We start from the raw sequence: 22795 nt of genomic DNA, 5'->3' as shown, positions 1-22795 counted from the left end.
TTGGCTTTCGTGCCTTAATGTCCGGCTTCGACTTGATCGACGTGGTTGATGTGCTTCTTGTTCATCCAGATGAAGAGGACGGATAAAATGACGAACCCCGCCCCTACGATGAACGGGACTTGGTGATTGAAGTGATCGGCGAGCTTGCCCGCCGTGTAAGGGGCGATCGCGCCGCCGATGAACCGCAAGAAGCTGTATGCCGCGGAAGCGGTCGACCGCTCGACCGGAGCGGCGTTCATGACGCCGGTGGTGATCAGCGTATTGTTGTTGCCGAGCAGTCCGCCGGCCACGATGACCGCGGCGATAATGACCCATTGCGTCGATGTCCAGATGCCCATCGCGAGCAGGACGAGCCCGAACAGGAACAGCATCCAGCACATCGACTTCACAGTGCCGAATCTGCGCTGCAGCACCGGAGCCATGAACACTGAAGTGATGGCCAGGAATACGCCCCAACCCAGGAATACGTAACCGAGGCCGCGCTCATTCAAGTCCATAACGAACGGCGCATAGGCCATCAGGGTGAAGAAGCCGAAGTTGTACAAGCAAGCGGCGACGCCGAATACGACGAGCGAACGGTGCTTGAGCGCACGGAACGGATCGAGAATCGACGTTTTGGGACGCGCCGACTTCGGCGCAGTCGATTTGGGCATCATGATGGAGAGACTAATGAAGGCCACCACCATTAGGACCGCTACTCCAAAGAAAGGTCCACGCCAGGAGATGGAGCCGAGCTCGCCTCCGAGCAGCGGGCCGACGGAGATCCCCAAACCGATCGCCGCTTCATATAAGATGATGGCCTTCGCCGTGCCGGATTTGGACATCATGACGATGGCCGACAAGGCGGTCGCCACGAACAGAGCGTTGCCGAGTCCCCAGCCGCCGCGCAAGCCGATGAGCGTCCAGATGCCGTTGGACGAACCGCCGAGTGCGGCGAATAAGGCGATGATCACGATCCCGCTCAGCAGCGTTCCCTTGATTCCGAGCCGGGAAGAGATGGCGCCTGTAACGAGCATCGCTACGGCCATGACGGCGTTGTAGCTGGTGAAGAGCAAGGTCACTTCGCTTTGCGAAGCATTCAGCTTATGCGCGATCGCCGGCAAGATCGGGTCTACGAGCCCGAGTCCCATGAAGGCGATGATGCAGGCGAAGCCGACAGCCCATACGGCTCTTGGCTGCTTGAGCAAGCCCGACTGCGATGAAGCTGTGGCGGATGATGACGGTGTAGCTTTAGTGCTGGAAATCGAAGACATGCGGCCAATAACTCCTCTTCTACTGCAGATTGCGATTATCTGCAAACTAGTTGTATGATGAAACTAAATATAATTGTATTATACAACTAGATGAGCCGGTGTCAATACCGTTTTTGCTGGCAAGCCACACATCCGATTTGATTAATCCAAGCATTCTTGCTACGATAATACGGATAAAGCACACTTATTCCCGCTGCGCTTGGATGAGGAGGCCCGTACATGGAGGATCGATCCTACGAGACCATCGAATTGGAAATCGCCATCTTGACTCGCCGGGTTTCTTCCCTCAGTACGGTTAGAAAATACGGAAACTTGGACCGCTCCGCTTACCTGCTGCTCCACCAGATCTCTGCGCACGGATCGGCGGGGATTAAGGCGCTCGCCGAAGAATTCCAGCTGGACATCTCCACCGTCAGCCGTCAGGCTGCCGCGCTCGAGCAGAAGCAATATGTGTATCGCGTCCCGGATCCTCTAGACGGACGAGCCTATTCGCTGCATCTGACGCCGCTGGGCGAGCAGGAGCTGGAGGTGTCGCGTCAAGCTCGCCAAACGCGTGTGCGGGAGCTGCTGAAAGACTGGACGCAGGAAGAGCGCGAACAATTCGGGGCGCTGCTGACGAAATTCAACCGCACCTTTTGATGAATGCCATGAGGGTCAGACCTGAGTCGTGCGTGATGGCTTGTCTGGCGAAGTATTCCGTAACCTTTGAACGGGAATCCGTACGCACGATCAACGGAGCCAGGGGCAAAATGACTATTTTATGAAATTCAACCACACCTTTTGCCCAAGTCTATGGCAGTCGGACACAAATCGTGATATAGTGTTAGAAAGATTTTCAATTGACGAGTGAAGCACACCGTTCCCCCTTTTACAGGGTGGTGCGGTTTTTTTATTTTATGCGGATTGGAGAGGATTGCTTATGTTCGAGGAAGCATATGAAAAGTGGATTAATATCCAGAGGAAGGGCTTGTCCGGAGAAGCATTACGAAGATTCGAGGAGGGCCACGCTCACGCTGAGCGTTTATTTGCCGAGACCATCTGGTGGCCAGCCGTCGGACATTTTAACAATCTGCATGCGGAGTTTCAAGTGATCAATCATCGCAACGGATTTTACTACCTGGATTTTGCCTTTATTCAACCTCCATTTAAAATTAATTGGGAAGTAGACGATTTCAGTACCCACGGACGGCATATAAACCGAAGAAGCTTCGAGTACGAGCGTGAGAGGCAAAATGATCTTATGCTGGATAGTTGGCAAATTTATCGTTTTTCTCTGGATACCATTAAGGAACGCCCGCGGAAATGCCAGCAGGATGTGTTGCGGGTGCTTGGGAAGCTGTATGGCGGCGGGCCGCCCGAACCCCTTCAACTGCCATTGAAGCTGAGGGAAATTATGAGATACGCTTTACATAAGTCGAGACCCTTCACCCCACAGGAGGTGTGCGATCTGCTTGGCGTGAAAGGTCAACATGCGCGAGACTTGCTGCAGCAGCTCGTTCAACTCGAACTGCTCGCGCCCGACTCGGGTTCAACCCGGATTCGCACGTATAAGCTGGGACCCCGCTCAGCGCGATGGTTTCCATAACGTGATGGGGTAATGCTATTCATCGTCCAAACCGGGTTTTGCTGAAAAATAAGGTGATACGGTATTCTAATATTTCCCGTTTCCAAGGTGTTTTGTAATTTATGGAGCATTAGCACTGTGGCATCACTCTATTTCTCGCGAACTGAACCCCATCCACAAAATAAGAGGATGCTATCACCTTATGATCTCATCTCATCAAGCGCACAAAGGCCGATCGATTCGATCGGCCCTTGGCCACACTTGGCTATTCGCGTCCGCCGCTCTTGCCGTGGCTCTTGCCGTGGCTCTTGCCGTGGCTCTTGCCGTGGCTCTTGCCGTGGCTCTTGCGGGCGCTTTTACCCGCGCTCTTGCCGCTTTTGCCGCTTTTGCCGCTTTTGCGGCTTTTGCCGCTTTTGCCGCTTTTGCCCGCGCTTTTGCCCGCGCTTTTACCCGCACTTTTGCCCGCACTTTTGCCCGCACTTTTGCCCGTGCTTTTGCCCGCACTTTTGCCCGTACTTTTGCCGGCGCTTTTACCCGCGCTTGTGCCATGGCTGCGTCCGCTGCTCTGCCCTTGGCTTGTGCCGTCGCTGCAATGACCTCCGCTTGTACCCCCGCTTTGTCCGCCACTGTTTTCTCCGCTGGCCCCGTCTACTCGGTCGGGATGCTGCCACACGCTGCCCCAGTCGCTCCAGATATTCCAGTTTTTCCAGACCGGATGGCTAAGAATGCGATCCACGCGACTTTTGCTGAGGTTCAGGCCACTTAAGCTATGCATCTCGCGGCTGCGATGGCCCCCCATGCCCCAACCCTGCGCCCCGGCTTGGCCGCGATTGCTCGTATTCCCTTGATTGAACATTGTTCAACCTCCTCTCTGTCAATTACTAGTTAGCTTATTCGAACAAGAGAAGGCCGATTGGACTTGTTTCCCAGTAGAGTACAAAATAGACGGACACGCAATGGGCAAAAAAGAGAGCCTGCCTCAGAAGATTTCCTTCTGGAGCAGACTCTCCAATCGTTTCGCCTTATTTGGCCGGTTCCGGATTAGGTCCCCCGGCGGCGGCAACGGAAGCCGATGCACGGTTCTCATTCGCCGTGTCCGGACTAGGCATTTTGTTCGACGTGCGAAGCGGGATTTCCCGCAGGAAGAACACCAGAATTAGCGCCAGTACGAGTAGGGCGGCTCCGGAGAGGAACACCGTCGTGAGAGAGGCGCTCAAGGCGTCCCGCATCATATCGATCATCTTCGTAATGACCGGCTGCACGCTCGCCGGCAGCTGGGAATGCAGCTCCTCCAGGCGCGGCTGATCGAGCAGCATCGACGGATTCTGGAACGGAGCCAGATGCGCCGCGGTGTCCGGGTCGAGCTTCGTCAAGTCGATCCCCTCACCGGAAGTCATCGCTTCCTTCACATTGGATTTCAAGCTGGATTGCATGATCGTGCCCATTACGGCGATCCCGATCGTGCCCCCGAGGTTACGGAACAGCTGCGAGGAGGCCGTCGCTACCCCCAGCTGCTGCGGACTGACGGCGTTCTGCACCGTAAGCGAGAACACCGGCATGCCTACGCCCAGCCCGACCCCGAACACGATCATCGCCACGACAGCCATCCATACACTGTTCATGAACGCCATGATCAGCATACCGGCAATCATGATGGGCATTCCCATAACGGCGTATTTCTTGTATTTGCCCGTCTTCGTAATCCAGCGACCCGCGAACGTGCTGAGCACGACCATCGCGATTGACATCGGCATCGTGACGTAACCCGAGTAAGTCGGCGAGATGCCTTCCACTCCTTGGACGAAGAACGGCAGATAGATCAGCGCGCCCATCATGCCCGCGTTCAGAATAAACCCGATGGAGTTCGAAATCGTAACAATATCGTTGCGGAACAGAGACAACGGCAACACCGGACTCTTCGCGAATTTTTGGCTGATGACGAAAAGTACCAGCAAGACGATAGAAGCGGCGAACAGGCCCAAAATTTGTGCCGAGCCCCACGCATATTTCGTGCCGGCCCATGAAAAAGCTAACAACAGAGCGACGAGCATCAAGCTGAGGAGCACGGAGCCGAGATAGTCGATTTTCTCCGATTGTTTGCGATCCACTTTGGGGAACAGCGACATGATCATGAAGAACGCGACCACGCCGATCGGCAAGAAAATCCAGAAGATCCACTTCCATGCAAAATGATCGACGAGCCAGCCGCCTAACGTCGGACCCAACACACTCGAGAATCCGAAGACGGCCATCATCACCCCGGTCCACTTGCCCCGTTCCCGAGGCGCGAACAAATCCCCTACGGCCGTAAATGCGGAGGCCATAATAACGCCGGCGCCGATCCCTTGAATCCCGCGGTACGTGATCAGCTGGAATATATCCTTAGAGAATCCGCTCAGGAACGCCCCGATGATGAAAAAGACGATACCGGCCAAAATGAACGGCTTCCGTCCATAAATATCCGACAGCTTTCCGACGAGGACGGTGGCGATGGTCGACGTGAGCATATAAATCGTAATAACCCAAGTGTAGTATTCCATGCCGCCCAGAATCGCGATAATGCGCGGCATCGCCGTACTGACGATCGTCTGGTTAATGGCGGCGAAGAACATAGCCGCGATAATGGCGGCCATAATCGTCAGCTTTCGTTTGTGTGACAAATCTTCCAAGATGGTTTCTCTCCTTGTATGTGATCTTTTTTTCTTATTAGTAATTTGTTTATCACTAATTTCTTTAAACAAGTTAAATAATAATTCGTTAAACCATCGTTGTCAAATGAAAAAACACCCTGCAAATCTCGATTAATTGAGAGTTAGTTTTAGCATTTCCCGCATTTTCTATAAGAAATCGCCCATATCCGCCGATTGTTCCAAATGAAAAAACCGCCCGGTAAATCCGGACGGTTAATGTGGAATCGCTCCGTTTGTTTTCTTTTAACTTTCCTTATAAATAGAAGTGTGGAACCGCACCGTAACGCCCCCATCGACACCCCGTACGCCGGTAACTTCGGCCGGCCAGGGCAAGTTGAAGCCGTCTGTCACGATCGAATAAGGCTCGAGGGAAATGGAAGCCCCCCAATGCGGCTTGAACACGACCATGAACGGAAACGCGGCGTCCGTCTCATAGACGATCGTCGTTCCCGAGGCCGGAAGGCGAATCTCCGAACGGTTGACGCCGTCCTCCATGCGGAACAGCTTGTAGCCGGACGGTTCGATCTCGCGCGCCGGAACCCCGGTGCGGTACGCGGCGCTGAGTCCGGTTACCGCGGGAAGCCCGGCTACGAATGTGTCCTGCACGGCATATTCCGTGTTCGCGGGGACGACTACGGTCGCATCCTCAGTACTGCTGAAGTACGGATGGAAACCAAGACCGAAAGGAGCCTTCTCCGTCCCGCCGTTATGGACTTCGCCCTCAAGCTCGAGCCGGCCCTCCGCCAGCCGATACGTCAACCGAAAAGTATAAGGATGCGGAAACGCACGGATGATATCGGGATGATCGGCGAACCGGAATACGGACACCAGGCTGGCTCCTTCCGTTTCATTCGCCTGGCTCGACTCCGCCGCCCAGCAACGCCTGCACAATTCGCCGTGAATGTAATGAGCGTCGTTGTTCGGAGGGAATGTGTAAGTACGGCCCTCATAGCTGAATGTGCCATAGGCCGTCCGGTTCGGCGGGAACAGAATCGGAACGCCGAACCGGCTCGGCTTCTCCTTCAATTCCGCCAGGCTGGGGGGAACGAGCAGCAGCTGCTCCCCGTTAACGGAGAAGGAATAAACATTGTTGCCGAGCGCCGGAACGATCCGAGCCTCGGCGTTCGTAGCCCGATCCGACAGGACGAACGTCTCATACCCTTCCGCTTGCTGCACGCTTACCTCATATCGTTTCAATGTCTACGCTCCCATCCCATTGATCTGCTTCCTTACCTAGTATAGAAGGAAACATATAGGAAAGAAACGATTTACGCGAACATATTCAGCTGCTCCGCTCGCACTTCACCCTCCATCTTGGCCCCGTTCAAGTATCGCTCCAACTCGTCGACCGCATATTGCGCCACTCGCTGAAGCCCATTGTTCACGGCACCCGCCAGATGCGGGGTCAAGATGACATTCGGCAGCGTCCGGAACGGATGATCGGCCCGAGGCGGCTCGGGATTCGTCACGTCGAGGCAGGCGAACAGCCGGCCTTGGCTCAGCTCGGCGATCAAGGCCTCCTCATCGATGATCGAGCCGCGGGCGGTATTGATGAGGATGCAATCGTCCTTCATTCGCTTCAACCTCTCCGCGTTGAACATCCCGTCCGTCTCGGGAATCGAAGGGGCATGAATCGAGATGACGTCGGATAAGACGAGCAGCTCATCGAGCTCCGTCTTCCTCGCACCCAACTGCGCCGCCTGCTCTGCCGAGATGAATGGATCATACAGAAGGACGTCGACCTCGAAGGCCTGCAGCAGCTTGATGTAATGCGCACCGGCGCGGCCGCCGCTGATTACGCCGATCGTGATGCCGTACAGCTCGCGGACGTTACGATCGTTTGTACCCCATTTTCCCTCACGCGAACTTTGGGTCAGCCGCCACATGTTCTTCAGCGCTGAGATCGTGAAGCCGAGCGCAGTCTCGGCCACGCCCCGGCCGAGCGGTGCCGTACAGTTCGTCACCCGGATGCCGCGCTCCCACAACACCGGAGTCACGATCGGCTTGACCGTGCCGGCTGCGTGGACAACGAGCTTCAGATCCGGAGCGCAGTCGAGCACTTCTCGAGTGAGCGGCTGCACCCCCCAGGAGGTGATCGCGATGTCCGCCCCGGCTATAGTACGCTTCATTTGCTCGTCGGTACAGACGCCGGAATCGTTCAGCACGACGTTTCCGTGTTTGCGCAGCTGGTTTAGGTGAACATCCTTGAATACTTTTTCCCGCTGTTGTTTCGCTTGCAGAATGGCAATGTTCAAAATGTACACACTCCTAGTCCGTTAATTTGTCATAATACCTGCCGAATCCTTCGCACAATTCCAATCAAAGTGAACCAGAAAAATAAAAAAATATATCTTGGTATACTTTAGATTCTAATAACGTTAAAATGAGCTGTCAATTCATATTTTCATGTTTCCTTGGACGTCCTCCATTCTCGTCAATCGTCGCTCACGGGTTATTCATTCTTTCCCATTTATTTATTTACATACCGATGGTCTGTTTGTATAATGAGGGTATTAATCGCAATCAAAGGAGGAAACATTATGCTTCCCTTTTACGTGCTCATCGTTTCTTTTCTAGTGTTCAAAGGCTGCAGCCTGCTTGGCTGGTCCTATTACGACGGATGGCAGCACCCGCTCCAATGGGCGGTCGCCGTCATGCTGCTCCTTACGGCATCGGCTCACTGGGGCAAGCGCAGGCCGGACTTGATTCGGATGGTTCCCCCCGTATTCCCAAAGCCGGACTTGCTCGTATCGGTCACAGGGTGGTTGGAGCTTGCCGGAGCTATTGGCCTTGTGCTGCCCCTCACTACTCGAGCCGCTTCCGTCTGCCTGGCGGTGCTGCTGATCGCCATGTTCCCCGCCAATGTATGGGCCGCCCGGCAACGGCTCACAATCGGCGGCAGACCGGTCCCGGGATTGGCGGTCCGGACCGTCCTGCAGCTCGTATTTCTCGCAGCCGTGCTAATGGCTGGCTGGTTCGGCTAACCGAGCGTTAGGAACGAAACATGACTTGAAACGGAGTCTATAGTATACTTTGAATCAAAAGTTGCTAGGAATGCTGGAAGATGTGATGGAGGATCGAAGCTAATGAAACCGAAGAGGGCTGCCTCGCGAAGCCGTCTGGAACATATGGTCGCTACGCTCAAGCAAGACATCTTGACCGGGGTTCGGTCGGAAGGGGATTTCCTGCCGTCTGAGCTGGAACTCGGGGCGCAGTACACACTTAGCAAAAACACGGTACGCAAAGGGCTCGACGTGCTCGTGGCGGACGGCTTCATCGAGAAGGTGCCTCGCATCGGCGCGCGTATTATCCGAAAGAAGGAGAAAACCGGGGAGATCATCCGGTTCGGGTACTACCCTTCGCTGGACCGAGAAACGCAACTGCTCGAGCTCGTCAATCGCTTCAATGAGACGCAGTCCGATATCCAGGTGGAGCCTTACCCGGTTGGGTTCCCTCGGCGGCACGACGCGATCGAAACTTATTTGCAGGAAGGTTTGTTCGACGTCATTACCGTCAATCTGTACAACTACGAATATATGCGGCCGGATACCCCGGAGAAGAGCATCCTGGAGCCGTTCGATCCGCATCCTGAGCTATATCCGTTCCTGAATGCGCCTTTTCTAATGGGCGGACGACAATACGTGATGCCATTCGTTTTTACGCCGGTTATGCTGTGCTACAATAAGGAACATTTCAGCGAGCTGGGTTTGTCGGAGCCGCACAGCGGGTGGAGGTGGGACGACCTCCGCGAGACGGCGCATAAGCTTAAGAAAGGGAATGAGAGGCTGGGCTTCCTGATCCACTTGCTCTCCGATAACCGGTGGCCCGTCTTCCTGCTCCAGAACGGGGTGAAGTTCCTACGAGGCGAAGACGGCCGCTACGACCTGCATGATCCGAAGGTTAAAGAAGCGTTCGAGATGTTGAACACGATAGCCCAAGAGCAATTCCCCAACTTGAGTACAGAAAATGATGCCGATGTGGTGTCGATGTTCTTGCACGAACGCGCCTCCATGATCATGGCGACGTACTCGAACTTGAACGAGCTGAAGCTGGCTGAGTTCCATTACGATATCGCGCCGCTGCCGCATATGGACAACAGCCGCACGATGCTGGTCATCATCGGGCTGGCGATTAACAAAATGTCGCCGCGTAAGGCCGCCGCGAAGCAATTCGTCGACTACCTGCTCTCGTACGAGACGCAGCTGCACATCCGCAAGCACACGCTTAACCTCCCCAGCCTCAAGCGAGCGGCCGAATGGGTCGGCGAGGAGGTCGTGAAGCGCCCGTACCGGTACCACATGTACCGGGAGATCGTGCATACGTTCCGCACGTATGCCGACCTGAACCTGTCGCCGGACGAGCTGGCGATGATCCGGCAGGAGCTAATGTACTACATCTCCAAGCTCGACAGCCTGGAGACGATTCTGAATCGGCTGGAGGAGAAGTTGTGAATGTCAGAAGCTTCCCCTTTTGTAAGGAATAACACATTGTTTAACAAAGTTCATACCCGCACAAAAAGGCCGGGAGAGGATTTCCCTCACCCGGCCGATCCATATCCATACCCGGTTAATTCGACGCCCCGGTCATCGGCGCGTTGTGCCACAGCAGCTTCTCCAGCGTGTCGGGCTTCAGCGGCGCATCCAGCTCCAACACCCCGCCTTCGCCAAGCAGCAGCTTACCGCTTACGCCGGCATCCTGCTTCTGCACCTCCGTCTGCCAGGCACGTCTTGACCCGTCCGCCTCGAAGGCGATTACGATACAGGCCGACTCGATCCGGTGAAAGTCCAACAATCGCGGCTCGCCCCGGTACAAGACCAGATCGAGGCACAGCTTATCGCCTTCCCTCGACGATTCCCACTCCGTGACGGGGCACCCGTCGAATTCTCCATACACCGTCTTGACTTTGAGCGTTTGGTCTCCCAATCGCAGCGACACACCCGCGTCCTCCGTCGACACCTGCGCGCCGTCCAGGCAGCCGCCCAGCTCGAACCGAATCCGCAGGTCGCTCGCGTCAATGCGGCCATGGACTTGGTCCAGATTCGGGTGTGTCCCGCCGGCGTCGGTCGCGAAGGTGATGCCGCAGAGGACCGTACTCTGCCGCTGCACGCCCGAGAACACGGCCGACGAGTAATCGTACCCGTCATGGAGCACGCGAAGGTGCACATAGGCCGCCCCGTTGTCGTTCACCATGTATCCGAGCAAGTTCCGGCACTGGTTCCACATGATATTGGAGTTGAACGTGCCTAGCGACAGTCGGCCGTTCATATACGTGCTCGCTCGGCGTTCCCGGCCGGCCCCTGCAGAGCCGAGCCCTTGCACCCATTCTCGATCCGGCTCACCGGTGAAATACGGGATGTACTTCTCCGGACAAACGATCTCGTTCCCGTACCATGTGAGTCCGTATACATACCCCTCCTCAGGCAGGAACGAAACCCGGTCACCGCACGCCATCTGCAGAAAGGTAAGCCGTTCGGGCGTTAAGAGCGAATCGTACGCGCGGCTCTGCGGCCCGGACCATTGCCCGGTCGGCGGATGATAATGTACCGCGATCATGCGCCAGGCGATGTCGAGCAGCTCTGCCACCTGCACCCTAGCGCGCGGTTCCGAAGTCTCGGTCGCGATGCTCGACAGCTCCTCGACCGCGATGATCGCATATGTCGGGCTGTTGTACTCGTTGAACGCGCCGCGTTCCAGGGTGTAGCGGTAGAACCGGTCCAGCCGGTCCAGGCCGTATTGCCGATACCGCTCGATGCCGAGGGTCTCCCCCGCGAGAAGCGTGACGAACGCGCCCATGATGGCGATGTTGGTGTAGTCCGGGCCGACATTGCGCTTAATAATCGCGTCGCAGCTATTGCAGATCGCTTGCTTCGTCTGCGCGAGCAGCTCCGCCGGGAACAAGTCCGCATACCGGATGACGGCGAGCAGGAGCTGCTTCCCATTGAAGTCCGCCCAATTCCAGTCCGGCGGCGACATCTTCTCCAGCGGCTCCTCATAGAACCACGACCAGATGCCGAAAGTAGGCGACGACGGATCCGTATCCTGGAGCGACACGATCCGCTCGATGAGGTGAAAGGCGCGCTCCCGGTAGGATTCGTCGCCCATATCCAATAAGGCTACTGCATAGACCAACGCTTCCCTGGTCGGGTGCACGTAGTCGGCCTTGCGGATCGCCGTGTGATAGCCCGGACTGCGGAACGGCCGGCGCAGCAGCCGCCATTCCGGGTTATAGTCCGCATGCAGCTCCTCGACACGTTTTAGAAAATAAGGGAACCAGTGACTCCCGTTGCTCATAATGCCTCCCGATCCTCTCCGCGCCTGTCCCATTCCCGGTCTCTATATTCGCTGGGCGTCAGGCCGGTAAATTTTTTGAATATGCGGGTGAAGCTGTTGACATTCGTGTAACCGACGGATTCGGCGATGTCCCGAACCTTGTCGCTCGTTTCCGCCAGCCGCTCCTTCGACTTTTCGATCCGGATTTCCATCAGATAGTCGATGAAATTGCCACCCGTGTAATCCTTGAACATTTTGCTCAGGTGGGACACGCTCATTCGAAACTCATCGGACAGCGCGTTCAGGGACAGCTCGCTGTTGCCGTAGTTCAGCTGAATGTAGCGCATCACCTGCTCGATCGCGTCGTTCTTCTCATGATGGTGGCGGCGGTGGCGAATGCCGGCAATGAATCTGGCGAGCGTCCCCTCTACGAACTCTCGAAGCAGCTCCAGGCTGTCGTGCTGCTCCAATGCTTCCTGCACGTTCTCCGCCGGGATCAAGTCCTCCTGCGCTACGCCGAGCTCGCCGGCCAGAACCGCGGCCTTCATGAGCAGCTGCACGATCAGCTGCCGAATGATGTCCGGCGGCACGCCGAGCGACGCCAGCTGCTCGAACCAGCGGTGCAGCTGCTGATGCAGCTTCTCCTCGTCGAGCACCTTGATCGAATCGACGATCGTGTCGGTGTAGGCGAATAGCCGGTGGAATTGCCCGGAATGGTATCCCCGCAGGTCGTCGGCGGCGATGATCGTGCCCATGCCCATGACGAGCTTGTACTTGAGCGCCTCCTGCGACATCTTGTGTGAGACGGGGACGTCCCGCAGCTCCCGCACTTCGCTGCCGATGCCGATCGTAATCGTCTTCTTGAAGTGCTCCTGGACGAAGTTCTTCAGCATCTCGGCTACCGCAACGGCACGGATGGCGTGCTGCTCCACATCCTCGTCGTCGAAGCTCAGGATGATCGCGCACTGGCCGTCTTCCCACTCCATCGCCGCGCCTTTGCACTCGGCGTTGATCAGCTCCTCGGCCACGTTGCACAGCGCATAGGCGTACAGGTGCAGATCGCGGGCGGATCGGATCTCCGATTTCCGGTCGAACTCCGCGCTCATGACGATGAAGTAGTGCGGGTACAGCTGCACCCCGACCAAGTCCATGTACTGCCCGATATTCCGGTTCTGCACCGGGTAATTGGTCAGAATCTCGGTCAGGAGCCGCCATTTCATGATCGGCTTGCTCTCCTTGATCTGCCTCTGCAGCTGCTCGCTGTCGGTCAGAATATGCTGCACGACGTTCTCGAAGTTCGTGAATTCGGTGCCCGGCTTCCACTCGGTCCCTGCGTACAGCGGGTGCGTTTTCAGCTTCTTGGACACGTTCGCGACGAACCGGTTGAGCGGGTTGAACGTCCATAGCCCGAGCAGAACCGCGCTGACGCCAGCCGCCACGAACAACACCGCCGCGATGACGATAAGCGCATTGCGCACCTTGATCAGAGGCCGGTTCAGCTGAATCTCGGGCACGACATTGACGATCTTCCACCCGGTGAACTCCGAGGTGACATAGAACACCGAGCTCGGCTCCCCGCCGATCGTAGCGCGGAAGTTCCCTTCCTGCTGGCCCTTCAGCACGGCCGACATGACGTCCGAGCCGCTCATGTTCTGGCCGAGCTTGTTCTTGTCCGCGCTCGAGACGATACGTCCTTCCGCATCCGCGATGAACGTGTCTCCCAGAGTGCGGCTGTGGGAGTCGGTTAGCAGCTGATACACCGCTTCCTCCTTGATGTTGATCGCGACCGCGCCGCGCCGGAAGCCCGGAGAATGGATGAGCGGATACGTGCGGAGGAGCGTCACTACGTTGCGGTAGATCGGGAAGTTCGACGTGCTCAGCGTCAGCCTCCGCGTCGGGAGCCAGCTCGAATACTTGTCCTCCTTCTCGAACGAGCCGATCCACTCGTAATCGCTCGGTGCCTGATCCTCACGCAGTGCATTGCCCGAGAAGAGCAGCTTACGGACATAGGAATACATGTCAAGGGAATAGACGAATTCGCCGGAATTGACGATGCCCCGGAAATAGCTGTTGAGCCGATACATATTGTCCCGGCTGTCCTCTTCGCTCATCGCGTAGTCGAAAAACTTTTTCACGTCGTCATTCTCGAGCATCTGGATCGTTTCCTTGTCGATCGTCTGCAGCATCAGCTCCAGCTTGTGATCGATCTGGCCGAGCAGCGCCATATGGGTGTTGACCGTCTCGTACTTGAGCCGATTCGTCGCCACCCAATAGGAGAGGAAGGAGATCATGGAGACGACAAGGAACAGAAGCAAGAGCAACACCACCACCGTTCGTTTCGTAGAGCGGTATTGAAAGATGCCCATGTCCTGTTCCCCCTGTTCGCTGTCCGTTATTTGTAGTTAATCTTGTTCTTCGGCCGCATTCATTGTTTCTCCGCACCCCTGTCATGCGGAACGGTGACAATCGCCGAAGCATCCTTTTTATGGCCCGCTTTATCGGTTACGGTATACGTGATGGTATAGATACGTCCCGATCCGGTGCCCGATCTTTCGGCGCGTAAACGTATCAAGGTGTCCGATGTGCCGATATTGGCTTCTATGTCGCCTTGGCCGCTGTTCGGTTCATTGCTTGTAACCGAGGATAACACCACAGATTCAACGCCCGCTCCGGCATCGATCGGATGAAGTGTCGCCTGGATATCGACCATTTGGTGATCTAACGGCCATATGGATGTACGATCCAGCTCAACCGTTAATAACGGTGCCGTTTTGTCAATCTTAAACTCAACCGTTCGAATCTGTTCCATATTGCCTGCTTGGTCCATACTGCGATAATCGATCCTATAATTCCCTTCGCCGAAAGCAGGAATCGAACCGGTATAGGCGATCCAACCCCCGTTATTCACCCGGTATTCCGTCTTCGCTACGCCGGATATTGGGTCATAAACCGCCAAGCTTACCGTAACGTCCGATGTATACCATCCGTTGTTGCCGTCAGGCGCTGCCGGACTTAGGGCGGCTACGGTTGTCGGCGCCGTCGTATCCACCATAAAGCCGATCGTTTTTATCGCTTCTTCGTTCCCTACTTCATCTGTCGAGTGGTAATGAACGGTATACCTTCCGTCTTGATTAAACGTCAAAGGCGAAGTATAGGGCTTCCAAGCGACGCCTCCATCCAGACTGTATACCGGCTTCAAAATGCTTGACGGATTATTTGAAGCATGTAAGGACAGCGTGACCGGATTCACGTACCAGCCATTTTGTCCGTCCGGTTGCGCCGGCGTCAACAGTGCCGAAGTCTCGGGGCCCCGGGAATTGTCTGATGCGGCATGTACATTTTCCAACCCCGCATTAACGGTCTTCATGATATTGACCATATCCGTATAGGGCTGGTCTTGCTGGTTTACCAAGCCTATGTTGTAATTCTCGCCGTCTTTGCGCCCTGGAACGGCTTGATCGTAGTACGAAAACCAGCCCGAGCCGACAAACAACGGGTGGGAGGCTTGACTTTCCACGAACGATTGGAAGGCATATCCTCGATCCGCTGTCGTTGGTACCGTAGTAGCCGCATTAACGGGCGACAAACCGTGTTCGGTAGTACTGAACGTATATTCCAAATTCAACAGCGGTTTACCGAAACCTTCATATCTGGAAATCCAGCTTGCATCGCTCGTGTAATTGTCAACGGAAAACGCATCGACAAACTCCATAGCCGCCGAATCCCAATTCAGATCGGTCCGCCAAGTGGGAACGACTGACACCCCCAGGAACAGATGGTTGGTATCGTATTTTCTGATGATACTCTTGACGGTGGAGAAATAAGTTCTGGAAGCCAGCTTGATATATTCCGATATATCCGCAGCGGGCACCTTGGCAATATTAATCGAAATGTCCTTCAGCGCTGCAAACGATGCGGCGTTCGTACCCAGAAGCTGGTTGACGGCGGCAATGTCGTTGTTGTACCGCGGTGCAAGGAAATCCACAAATGCGTTCTTTGCCGGAGATGTCGAATTATAGGTAAGAACTTCTTTCACGATATCGGTCGTCCATCCAGCCTCATTATCGTACGTATACCCGATCAGCCACTTGCTGTTTTTCGCGCTCTCAAGCTGTGAACCCAATGCGGCTTCAATAATGGATTCATTCCGCGGGTCGAACACATCGTATGTCCATTGAATCCTTTTTAAATTCATCGGGTCTTGCAGGACCTGAATGTAGGGAAACGTAACATTGGTAGGCTTGGTCCATTTGCTGAATGCGTTAAAGCCCCAATCGATCAGACGTTTTTTGGTTATAGCCTCCCATTTCCGCTCAAAGTCGCCGCCATATTTTCTCATCACGTTGGCGATGACGAAGCTGACGCGTTCGCCATTGGAATCGTTGACATAGGCGGGCGAATAGGCAACCGGATCGGGGAGCTCCTCGAACACCTTTTTTAGCGTGCCGTCATCCTTTTTGAGCGGCGTTCCGTATCCCCATTCCCATATACTTGTGGCGTCAACGCCCTTCAGAATGAATTTATACCCGTCCGGGGTAATAAACCACCATTTGTTATCGATTTGCTGGAGTCTGAAATAACCGGTGCCGGTGTATTGTCCTCCGCTTTTGATCCCGCCATAGGGATCGTATTGGGTCAGGTCAAGCGAAACATCCTCCAGCGCGTTCGACTCCATCGCATATTCCTGCTGCAGCTGCTCGTCGGAGGTTACCTTGCCCGGCCAGGTTTCATAATAAAACTGACCGTACTTGTCTACCAACAAGGCGTCTTTCTTCAGCTCGAGAGCCATTTCCGCCGCGGTCAGTGCAGGTCCGGGATTCACACCCTCCTGTCCGGTCCCTTTAAAAATTTGAACTTCGGTGAGGGGGATATGCTGACAGCAATGAGGACGCTTAATCTCGATGATAATAAATCGGGCCGTCTTGTTCGACATCGGGATATTGACCGAATAGGGCCAGGTCGTGCTTGGGCTCGTTGAGACGATTCCCGGTGTTCGGATGTGTTTAGCAGCAAGATAATAATAGTCCGTTAAAGCTTCAGGGCGGTATTTTACGGTAAACTCTTTAAATCCCCAAAACGCATTGGGTGAATTCAGCACGAGGTTTATACGGTCCAACGGGTAATCCTTCAACAAGTCAAATACGACCTTTACTGTCCCCGGGGCACTAGAGCTGCCCAGCCATCCGGCATACGTTGCGGTTGATCCGTCGAGGAGCGCGCCGTTCGTTGAGGATACCAGTCCGGTAGCGCCTTTGTCAGGAGAATTGCCGCCATCCGGGGCATAGCTAAAGAAATAATTCCCTTTTTTTAGCAAATTTTCTGCCGATAAGCTGTCTTTTTTCAGTTCGAGAGCCATTTCCTCTGCAGTAAGGGCAGGTCCGGGATTCACGCCTTCCTGTCCGGTCCCTTTGAAAATTTGAACTTCGGTAAGCGGGATATGCTGAAAGGCATGAGGGCGCTTAATTTCGATGACAATAAATCGGGCCGTTTTGTTCGACATCGGAATGTTGACCGAATAGTTCCAGTCTGTGCTTGGGCTCGTTGAGGTTATTACAGGTGTTCTGGTGTGTTGGGCAGCAATAACGTAGTCCGTTGCAGCCTCAGCGCGGTATTTTACCGTAAGATCTTTAAATCCCCAAAAGGAATTGGGAGAGTTTAGCACGACGTTTATTCGGTCCAACGGGTAATCCCTCAACAGGTCGAATGCGACCTGCACGGTCTCAGGGGTCCCTGTGCCGGTCCCCATCCATCCGGCATACGTGGTGGTTGATCCGTCAAGCAGCACACCGCCCACTGAGGATACCAGCCCGATTGCGCCTTTGTCAGGAGAATTGCCGCCATCCGGCGCATGGCTAAAGTAATAATTTCCGGTTTTTAGCAAAGTACTTTCACCATGAACACCTCCGGCCGGGAAAAAGACCGCAATCATCATGAATGCCAGAAAGCATGTCAAACCACGAGTTCGATCCATACTACGCCACTTTCCCACCACGAAACCTCCTCTTTCTTCCTGGATAGTTTTGGATGTGTGCGCCTGCTAACGGAATCGGGACTTGTTCACAACGACCCGCTATAAGCCATGGACACCACGAAGAACAGGAGCAGGAGCAGGAGCAACACCACCACCGTCCGTTTCCACGAGCGGGATTGAAAGATTGCTCAAGCCCTGTTCCCCTGTTCGCTGTCCGTTATTTGAAGCTAGCCTTGTTCTTCTCGTACCAATCCTGCGCCTGCTGCTCGGCCTTGTCGCCGCCCAGACGCTTCCACTCGGCGCGGATGTCCTCCAGTGACTTCTCCGCCGAGTAGTCTTTCTGCGTCACCGTCTTCGCGCGGATCGTGTCGACCGACTTCAGGAACGATGCCTTCAGCTCGTTAATCTCGATTATGTTAGGCTGATACGGGATGTCGCGGCGGAATTTGTTCTTCGTCGCCAGTTTCAGCGATTCCATGTCCAGCTTCGCCAGCTGTTGGGAGAGCGGATCCTGGGCCGCACGAACCAGCAGGTCCTCCGGCTTCTCTTCCATCGGCTTTAGGACCGCATATTCCGCGGCATAGCTGACTTCCTTCTTCACTTTATCCGCATCCAATTTTTGCGGGATCCCGTTCACGAGCTTGTAGTGGGTGCCTTCAACACCGTTAGTCAGCGCGAACCAGCCTTTCTCCATCATCCAATCGAGATATTGCATGGCCGCCTTCGGATTTTTCATATTTTTGTTGAACGTCACATAGATATTGGCCGGCGTTTCCTGATACAACCCATATTTGCCGTATTTCGTGGAGAAAGGCTCCAGCGCAACCGGCTGCGCCTTCGAATCGTTCTGCAGCAAGTCGCGGTTCATCGTCGAGGTCGTGCCGCCCCATTGACACATGCAGATGCCGGCTTTCCCCGTCGTCCACAGCTGTTTCGCCCGTGAGTTGTCTTTGTCCGTAAAATATTCTTTATCCGCCAACCCAAGGTCGTAGATTTTCTTCTCCAACGCCAGTGAATCGCCATAGCGGTCCAGCGTAGGGCCGAATTTCATCTTGCCGTTCTCCAAGAACCAATCGACCCATGTCACCCCATGCAGCGCGTTGTACACGTCTCCCGTCGTATAGCCGATGATCGGGACCGTGTCCGCCTTCCCGTTGCCGTCCGGATCTCGATCCTTGAACGCCTGGGCGACCGCGATGAACTCCTCCGTGGTTGTAGGCGCTTTCAAGCCCAGCTTGTCGAGCCAGTCCTGACGGATCCACATTCCGTGATTCGCCACCGTGCTGACGGTTCTGCGGGTCGTGAGGGCATATGTTTTGCCGTCAAATGTCGTATACTGCTTCAGGTCGGGGTTTGCCTGCAAATATTTTTTATAAACCGTACTGTATTTGTCGATGTATTCGTCGATCGGTTGAATGACGCCCTGCGTTACGAGATTCCCAATGTAATTGCGGTCGAATTCCCAGAGGAGATCGGGCGCCTGCTGGGATGCGATCAGCACGTTCAGCTTATCCTGCGCCTGATTCCGAGGAACGGGAACAACCTTCAGGTTGATGCCGGACTGCTCGCGTATCCATTTCACCCAGCGGTTCTCTTCGTATGTGCCCTCATCGCTGGATACCTGCCCCCGATCGAACATGGAGACACTTACGTCCTTCGGCAATTTGTCGTACTTGTCCTCCTGCTGCCCGCTAGGACTTGTGCTGGCCCCAGGGGTGGTCGGGTCCTTCGAGCATCCGGACAACGCTACTGCGGCGGCTAATCCGGCGGCCACCAACGAGGTGCTCCATTTGACTTTCGATTTCATGTGACTCCTCCTCATTATATCAAAAATAACCTAATCTATCACAAGGCCGCAAGGCTCTTATGAACTTCCGATGCGGAAAAGCTAGTTTAGCCTTTCACGGATCCCATCAGGACCCCTTTGACAAAATGCTTTTGCAAAAACGGATAGACGCATAAGATCGGTAGGATCGCGATTATGATCGCCGCTGCCCGAACGCCCTCCGGAGTAATCGTCGTCTGCGTCACGCCTTCGGCGTTCGTCGTGCTGAGCAGATCCTGGCCGACGTTCTGCAGCATCTGGTACAGCTTGACGGTGACGGACAATTTGTCCGTGCTCTTGATGTAAATCAGCACATTGAAGTAAGAGTTCCACCAGCCGACGGCATAGAACAATGTCAGGGCGGCGATGACGGGCAGCGATAGGGGCAATACGATTCTCCACAGGATCGTCAAGTCTTTCGCCCCGTCGATCGCAGCGGATTCCTCCAGCTCCTCCGGCAACCCTTCGAAAAACGATTTCAACACGAACATGTTGTATACGCTGATCAGTGCCGGCAGCCAAAGTCCCCAATAGGAGTTGACGAGTCCGAGCGAGCTGACGAGCAGGAAGTGCGGGATAAGTCCCCCGCCGAACAGCATCGTGAATAGAACAGCCATAAGCATCGTATTGCGGCCCTTCAACCGGCGCTTCGAGAGCGGATAAGCGGCCATAACGGTGAACAGCATGTTGAGCGCGGTGCCGACGACCGTGATGATCACGGTGTTCTTCATCGAGACGAGCAGCTGCCCGTCGGCCAGCAAATTGTGGTATGCGTCCCACGTGAAATCGACGGGCCACAGCGACACCTCGCCGGCATTGATCGCCCGGCTGCCGCTCATGGAGACGGCGAGGATGTTGATGAACGGGAATAGCGTGGCGCAGGCGTATACGGCCAGTAAAATGGCGTTGAGCCAGCGAAACCATCGGGAGGCTTGCACCATGCCTACCACAACCCCCTTTCGCCCATCGCCCGGATGAGCCGGTTGACCATGACGACCAGCACAAGCGAGACGACCGATTGGAACAGTCCGAGCGCCGTCGTGTAGCTGTATTGGAGTCCGACGATCCCCCGCTTGTAGACGTACGTGCTGATGACCTCGGAGACGCTGCCGACCGCCGAGTTCTGCAGCGCGAACACGTGCTCGAAGCCGACGTCCATCATCCGGCCCATCTGCAGGACGAGCAGGATCGCGACCGTGCTGCGGATGCCCGGCAGCGTCACGTGCCACATCTGCCTCCACTTGTTCGCTCCGTCGATCGCGGCCGCTTCATATAAGCTCGGGTCGATGGACGCCATCGCCGCCAAGTACAGAATCGTGCCGAATCCCGCCTCGCGCCATATGCTCGAGCCCACGAACGAGATCGGCCACCAGAACGTGCTGGCCATGAAGTAAACCGGCTCGAAGCCGAGCAGCTTCAGGACGCTGTTCACGACGCCGGTGCTGGGGGACAGGATGGCGATGACGATGCTGCCGAGCACGATCCACGACATGAAGTGCGGGATGTAGAGGAAGTTCTGCAGCACGCGCTTGTACCATTCCGAGCGCAGCTCGTTCAGCATAAGCGCCAGGATGATCGGCACGGGAAAGGCGAAGACGAGGCCGTACACGTTCAACAGCAGTGTGTTCCGGAGAATCTCGAGGAAATCGCGGCTTGTGAACAGCTTGCGGAATTGGTCGAAACCGACCCACGGGCTGCCCCAGATGCCTTCCATCAACCGATAGTTCTTGAAGGCGATGATCTCGCCGAATAACGGTCCGTACTTGAAGAGCAAGAAATAGATCGCTACCGGCAACAGCAGCATGTACAAATACTTGTCCCGGCTTAAGCGTCTCCGCCAGGCGGATATGGGCTTGCGCGTTCCGGCCCCTGCGGCCGCCTGTACGTCCTGCGGCCTGGCTGTCGATTCCATGGGCCCCCTCCTATCGTTCGTCTGTTCTCGGCGGTGTGTTGGACCGCCTGAGATGAAGGTAGCAGAAGCTCCGCGTGGGGCAAATCTTCACTTTTTGTGAGGCGCTTCTTTTCCCGTTAACGGGGCCCTGCAATTTTTGTGATTGTGTGCTTTTTTTGTTTTGGGATGTTTGAATTAGATATTGAGGGATGTCAACGCATGCGGTATACTCACTACAAGAACTGAATTACGTTGACGTCGTAAAGCATACGCCGTCCACCCTTGTGAACCGGGCAGATCTCTGCACCGTACCTTGGGTGGGCGGCTTTTGTATTCTAATTGATCAAGGAGCGTGGAGGCATGAAGTTCAATCAAGCTTTTGAACAATTTATGCATAAGCAGATTACTGGAGAGAAAAACGTCAGGAGGCGAGAACGCTTAGAGCGGGGGCTGGGTAAGGGAAACATCGATTTTCTTCGAATCGGCTGGTATCCGACCGTTGGACATTTCGAGCATTTATTCCCGGAATGGGAGGTTCGCGATCTGAACAATGGGTACCGATATATTGATCACGCCTTTTTGCCGGCCGAAGCCAAAGGGGCGATTGAAGTTCAAGGGTATGGTTCTCATGCACGCGACATCGAAGTGTCACGCTTCAAGGACCTTTGCTTACGCCATAGCCTGCTGGCTCTGGACAATTGGGTCGTGATGCATTTCGCATATCCCTCTCTCATCGACGACCCCAAACTGTGCCAGCAACTCATCCTGTCGTTCGTCGGCAAGTTTCTATCGATTCAAACGCCAGAGCATTTATCATGGCTCGAAGCGGAGACGATTCGGTTGGCACGCCGCATGCTCCGACCGCTCGATGCCGCTGAAACCGCGGCCCATCTGCGCATAAGCACCAAACATGCTCGGACCATTCTGCATCGTCTTGTGGACAATCAGTTGCTTTCCGTCGCTAGCGGGAACGAACGGGCACGAACATATAGAATTAACTTTTAGGAGGGTTGGGGGACGGGGTGTTCTTGGCTGATTCCGGGATTCAGCGAGTGCGGCGGGTGAGGCAGGGTTCGCGGGTTCGCGAGTTCGCGAGCTCGCGGGTTCGTTGGTTCGGCGAGGGCTCGGTGGGTCGGGGGAATGTGGGTTCATAGGAGGTGCGAGAATTGCCGGGTTTGCGGGGAGCACGGGAATTGGAACGTCATTCCGCTAATTCTTTGTTTAAACAAGTTTTGGACACTTTGTGGAACGAGATTCCGCTATTTAATCGAAAACGTGGCATAACACGTGCAGATCGCCGAAATAGCGGAACGTCGTTCCCTTTAATGAAA

General features: G+C 55.1%; 16 protein-coding genes. 5 read left to right on the top strand and 11 right to left on the bottom strand.

From position 1 onward, the window contains the following. Nucleotides 1-14: 14 nt before the first annotated feature. Complete coding sequence (locus ACI5FR_RS31755; RefSeq protein WP_405462064.1) at nucleotides 15-1253, bottom strand: MFS transporter; 1239 nt, start codon at nucleotides 1251-1253, stop codon at nucleotides 15-17. A gap of 219 nt (nucleotides 1254-1472) precedes the next feature. Between ACI5FR_RS31755 and ACI5FR_RS31750 the strand changes: the two genes are divergently transcribed. Continuing rightward, nucleotides 1473-1892, top strand: a complete 420-nt coding sequence (locus ACI5FR_RS31750) for a MarR family winged helix-turn-helix transcriptional regulator (RefSeq protein ID WP_405462062.1) — start codon at nucleotides 1473-1475, stop codon at nucleotides 1890-1892. A 280-nt stretch (nucleotides 1893-2172) separates the two neighbouring features. Continuing rightward, nucleotides 2173-2838 carry a DNA-binding response regulator gene (locus tag ACI5FR_RS31745; RefSeq protein WP_405462060.1) on the top strand — a complete coding sequence of 222 codons (666 nt, stop codon included), beginning with the start codon at nucleotides 2173-2175 and terminating at the stop codon, nucleotides 2836-2838. Nucleotides 2839-3082: 244 nt separating this feature from the next. Here the strand turns inward: ACI5FR_RS31745 and ACI5FR_RS31740 are convergent, their stop codons facing one another. The 4 genes from ACI5FR_RS31740 to ACI5FR_RS31725 all read right to left on the bottom strand — a co-directional run bounded on the left by ACI5FR_RS31740 (nucleotide 3083) and on the right by ACI5FR_RS31725 (nucleotide 7762). Continuing rightward, nucleotides 3083-3673, bottom strand: a complete 591-nt coding sequence (locus ACI5FR_RS31740) for a hypothetical protein (protein ID WP_405462059.1) — start codon at nucleotides 3671-3673, stop codon at nucleotides 3083-3085. Between the two features lie 166 nt (nucleotides 3674-3839). Continuing rightward, entirely contained in the window at nucleotides 3840-5486 is a 1647-nt protein-coding gene (locus ACI5FR_RS31735; RefSeq protein WP_405462056.1) for an MDR family MFS transporter, read from the bottom strand. Nucleotides 5487-5750: 264 nt separating this feature from the next. Continuing rightward, nucleotides 5751-6704 (bottom strand): aldose 1-epimerase, encoded by a 954-nt coding sequence (locus ACI5FR_RS31730; RefSeq protein WP_405462053.1) that lies wholly within the window; start codon nucleotides 6702-6704, stop codon nucleotides 5751-5753. Nucleotides 6705-6775: 71 nt separating this feature from the next. Next, a complete protein-coding gene (locus tag ACI5FR_RS31725) occupies nucleotides 6776-7762 on the bottom strand; it encodes a hydroxyacid dehydrogenase (protein WP_405462050.1) in 987 nt (328 codons plus the stop codon). Nucleotides 7763-8047: 285 nt separating this feature from the next. Here ACI5FR_RS31725 and ACI5FR_RS31720 point away from each other — a divergent pair, with 285 nt between their 5' ends. Both ACI5FR_RS31720 and ACI5FR_RS31715 read left to right on the top strand, forming a co-directional pair. Beyond that, the gene (locus ACI5FR_RS31720; RefSeq protein ID WP_405462047.1) at nucleotides 8048-8491 is read left to right on the top strand and encodes a DoxX family protein; all 444 of its coding nucleotides are present in this window, start codon (nucleotides 8048-8050) and stop codon (nucleotides 8489-8491) included. A 102-nt stretch (nucleotides 8492-8593) separates the two neighbouring features. After that, nucleotides 8594-9958, top strand: coding sequence for an extracellular solute-binding protein (locus ACI5FR_RS31715; protein WP_405462044.1), 1365 nt, complete (start codon nucleotides 8594-8596; stop codon nucleotides 9956-9958). A 115-nt stretch (nucleotides 9959-10073) separates the two neighbouring features. Here the strand turns inward: ACI5FR_RS31715 and ACI5FR_RS31710 are convergent, their stop codons facing one another. The 6 genes from ACI5FR_RS31710 to ACI5FR_RS31685 form a co-directional block, all read right to left on the bottom strand. Continuing rightward, nucleotides 10074-11798: a hypothetical protein gene (locus tag ACI5FR_RS31710; RefSeq protein WP_405462041.1), complete on the bottom strand. Its 1725-nt coding sequence runs from the start codon at nucleotides 11796-11798 to the stop codon at nucleotides 10074-10076. Then, nucleotides 11795-14143 carry a helix-turn-helix domain-containing protein gene (locus ACI5FR_RS31705; protein WP_405462039.1) on the bottom strand — a complete coding sequence of 783 codons (2349 nt, stop codon included), beginning with the start codon at nucleotides 14141-14143 and terminating at the stop codon, nucleotides 11795-11797. Before ACI5FR_RS31705 ends, ACI5FR_RS31710 begins: the two co-directional genes overlap by 4 nt. Nucleotides 14144-14202: 59 nt before the next feature. Next, the gene (locus tag ACI5FR_RS31700; RefSeq protein WP_405462036.1) at nucleotides 14203-17766 is read right to left on the bottom strand and encodes an OmpL47-type beta-barrel domain-containing protein; all 3564 of its coding nucleotides are present in this window, start codon (nucleotides 17764-17766) and stop codon (nucleotides 14203-14205) included. A 199-nt stretch (nucleotides 17767-17965) separates the two neighbouring features. Next, entirely contained in the window at nucleotides 17966-19555 is a 1590-nt protein-coding gene (locus tag ACI5FR_RS31695) for an extracellular solute-binding protein (protein WP_405462034.1), read from the bottom strand. An 86-nt stretch (nucleotides 19556-19641) separates the two neighbouring features. Then, the gene (locus ACI5FR_RS31690; protein WP_405462032.1) at nucleotides 19642-20514 is read right to left on the bottom strand and encodes a carbohydrate ABC transporter permease; all 873 of its coding nucleotides are present in this window, start codon (nucleotides 20512-20514) and stop codon (nucleotides 19642-19644) included. Between the two features lie 2 nt (nucleotides 20515-20516). Next, a complete protein-coding gene (locus ACI5FR_RS31685; RefSeq protein ID WP_405462029.1) occupies nucleotides 20517-21485 on the bottom strand; it encodes an ABC transporter permease in 969 nt (322 codons plus the stop codon). 339 nt (nucleotides 21486-21824) lie between these two features. On the opposite strand from ACI5FR_RS31685, the gene ACI5FR_RS31680 reads away from it, so the two are divergent. Then, nucleotides 21825-22469, top strand: coding sequence for a transcriptional regulator (locus tag ACI5FR_RS31680; protein WP_405462026.1), 645 nt, complete (start codon nucleotides 21825-21827; stop codon nucleotides 22467-22469). Nucleotides 22470-22795 lie beyond the last annotated feature (326 nt).

Origin of the sequence: Paenibacillus sp. HJGM_3, assembly GCF_045062745.1 — a bacterium.
GTDB lineage: Bacteria > Bacillota > Bacilli > Paenibacillales > NBRC-103111 > Paenibacillus_AA.
This window is presented reverse-complemented; position numbering and strand designations above follow the sequence as displayed.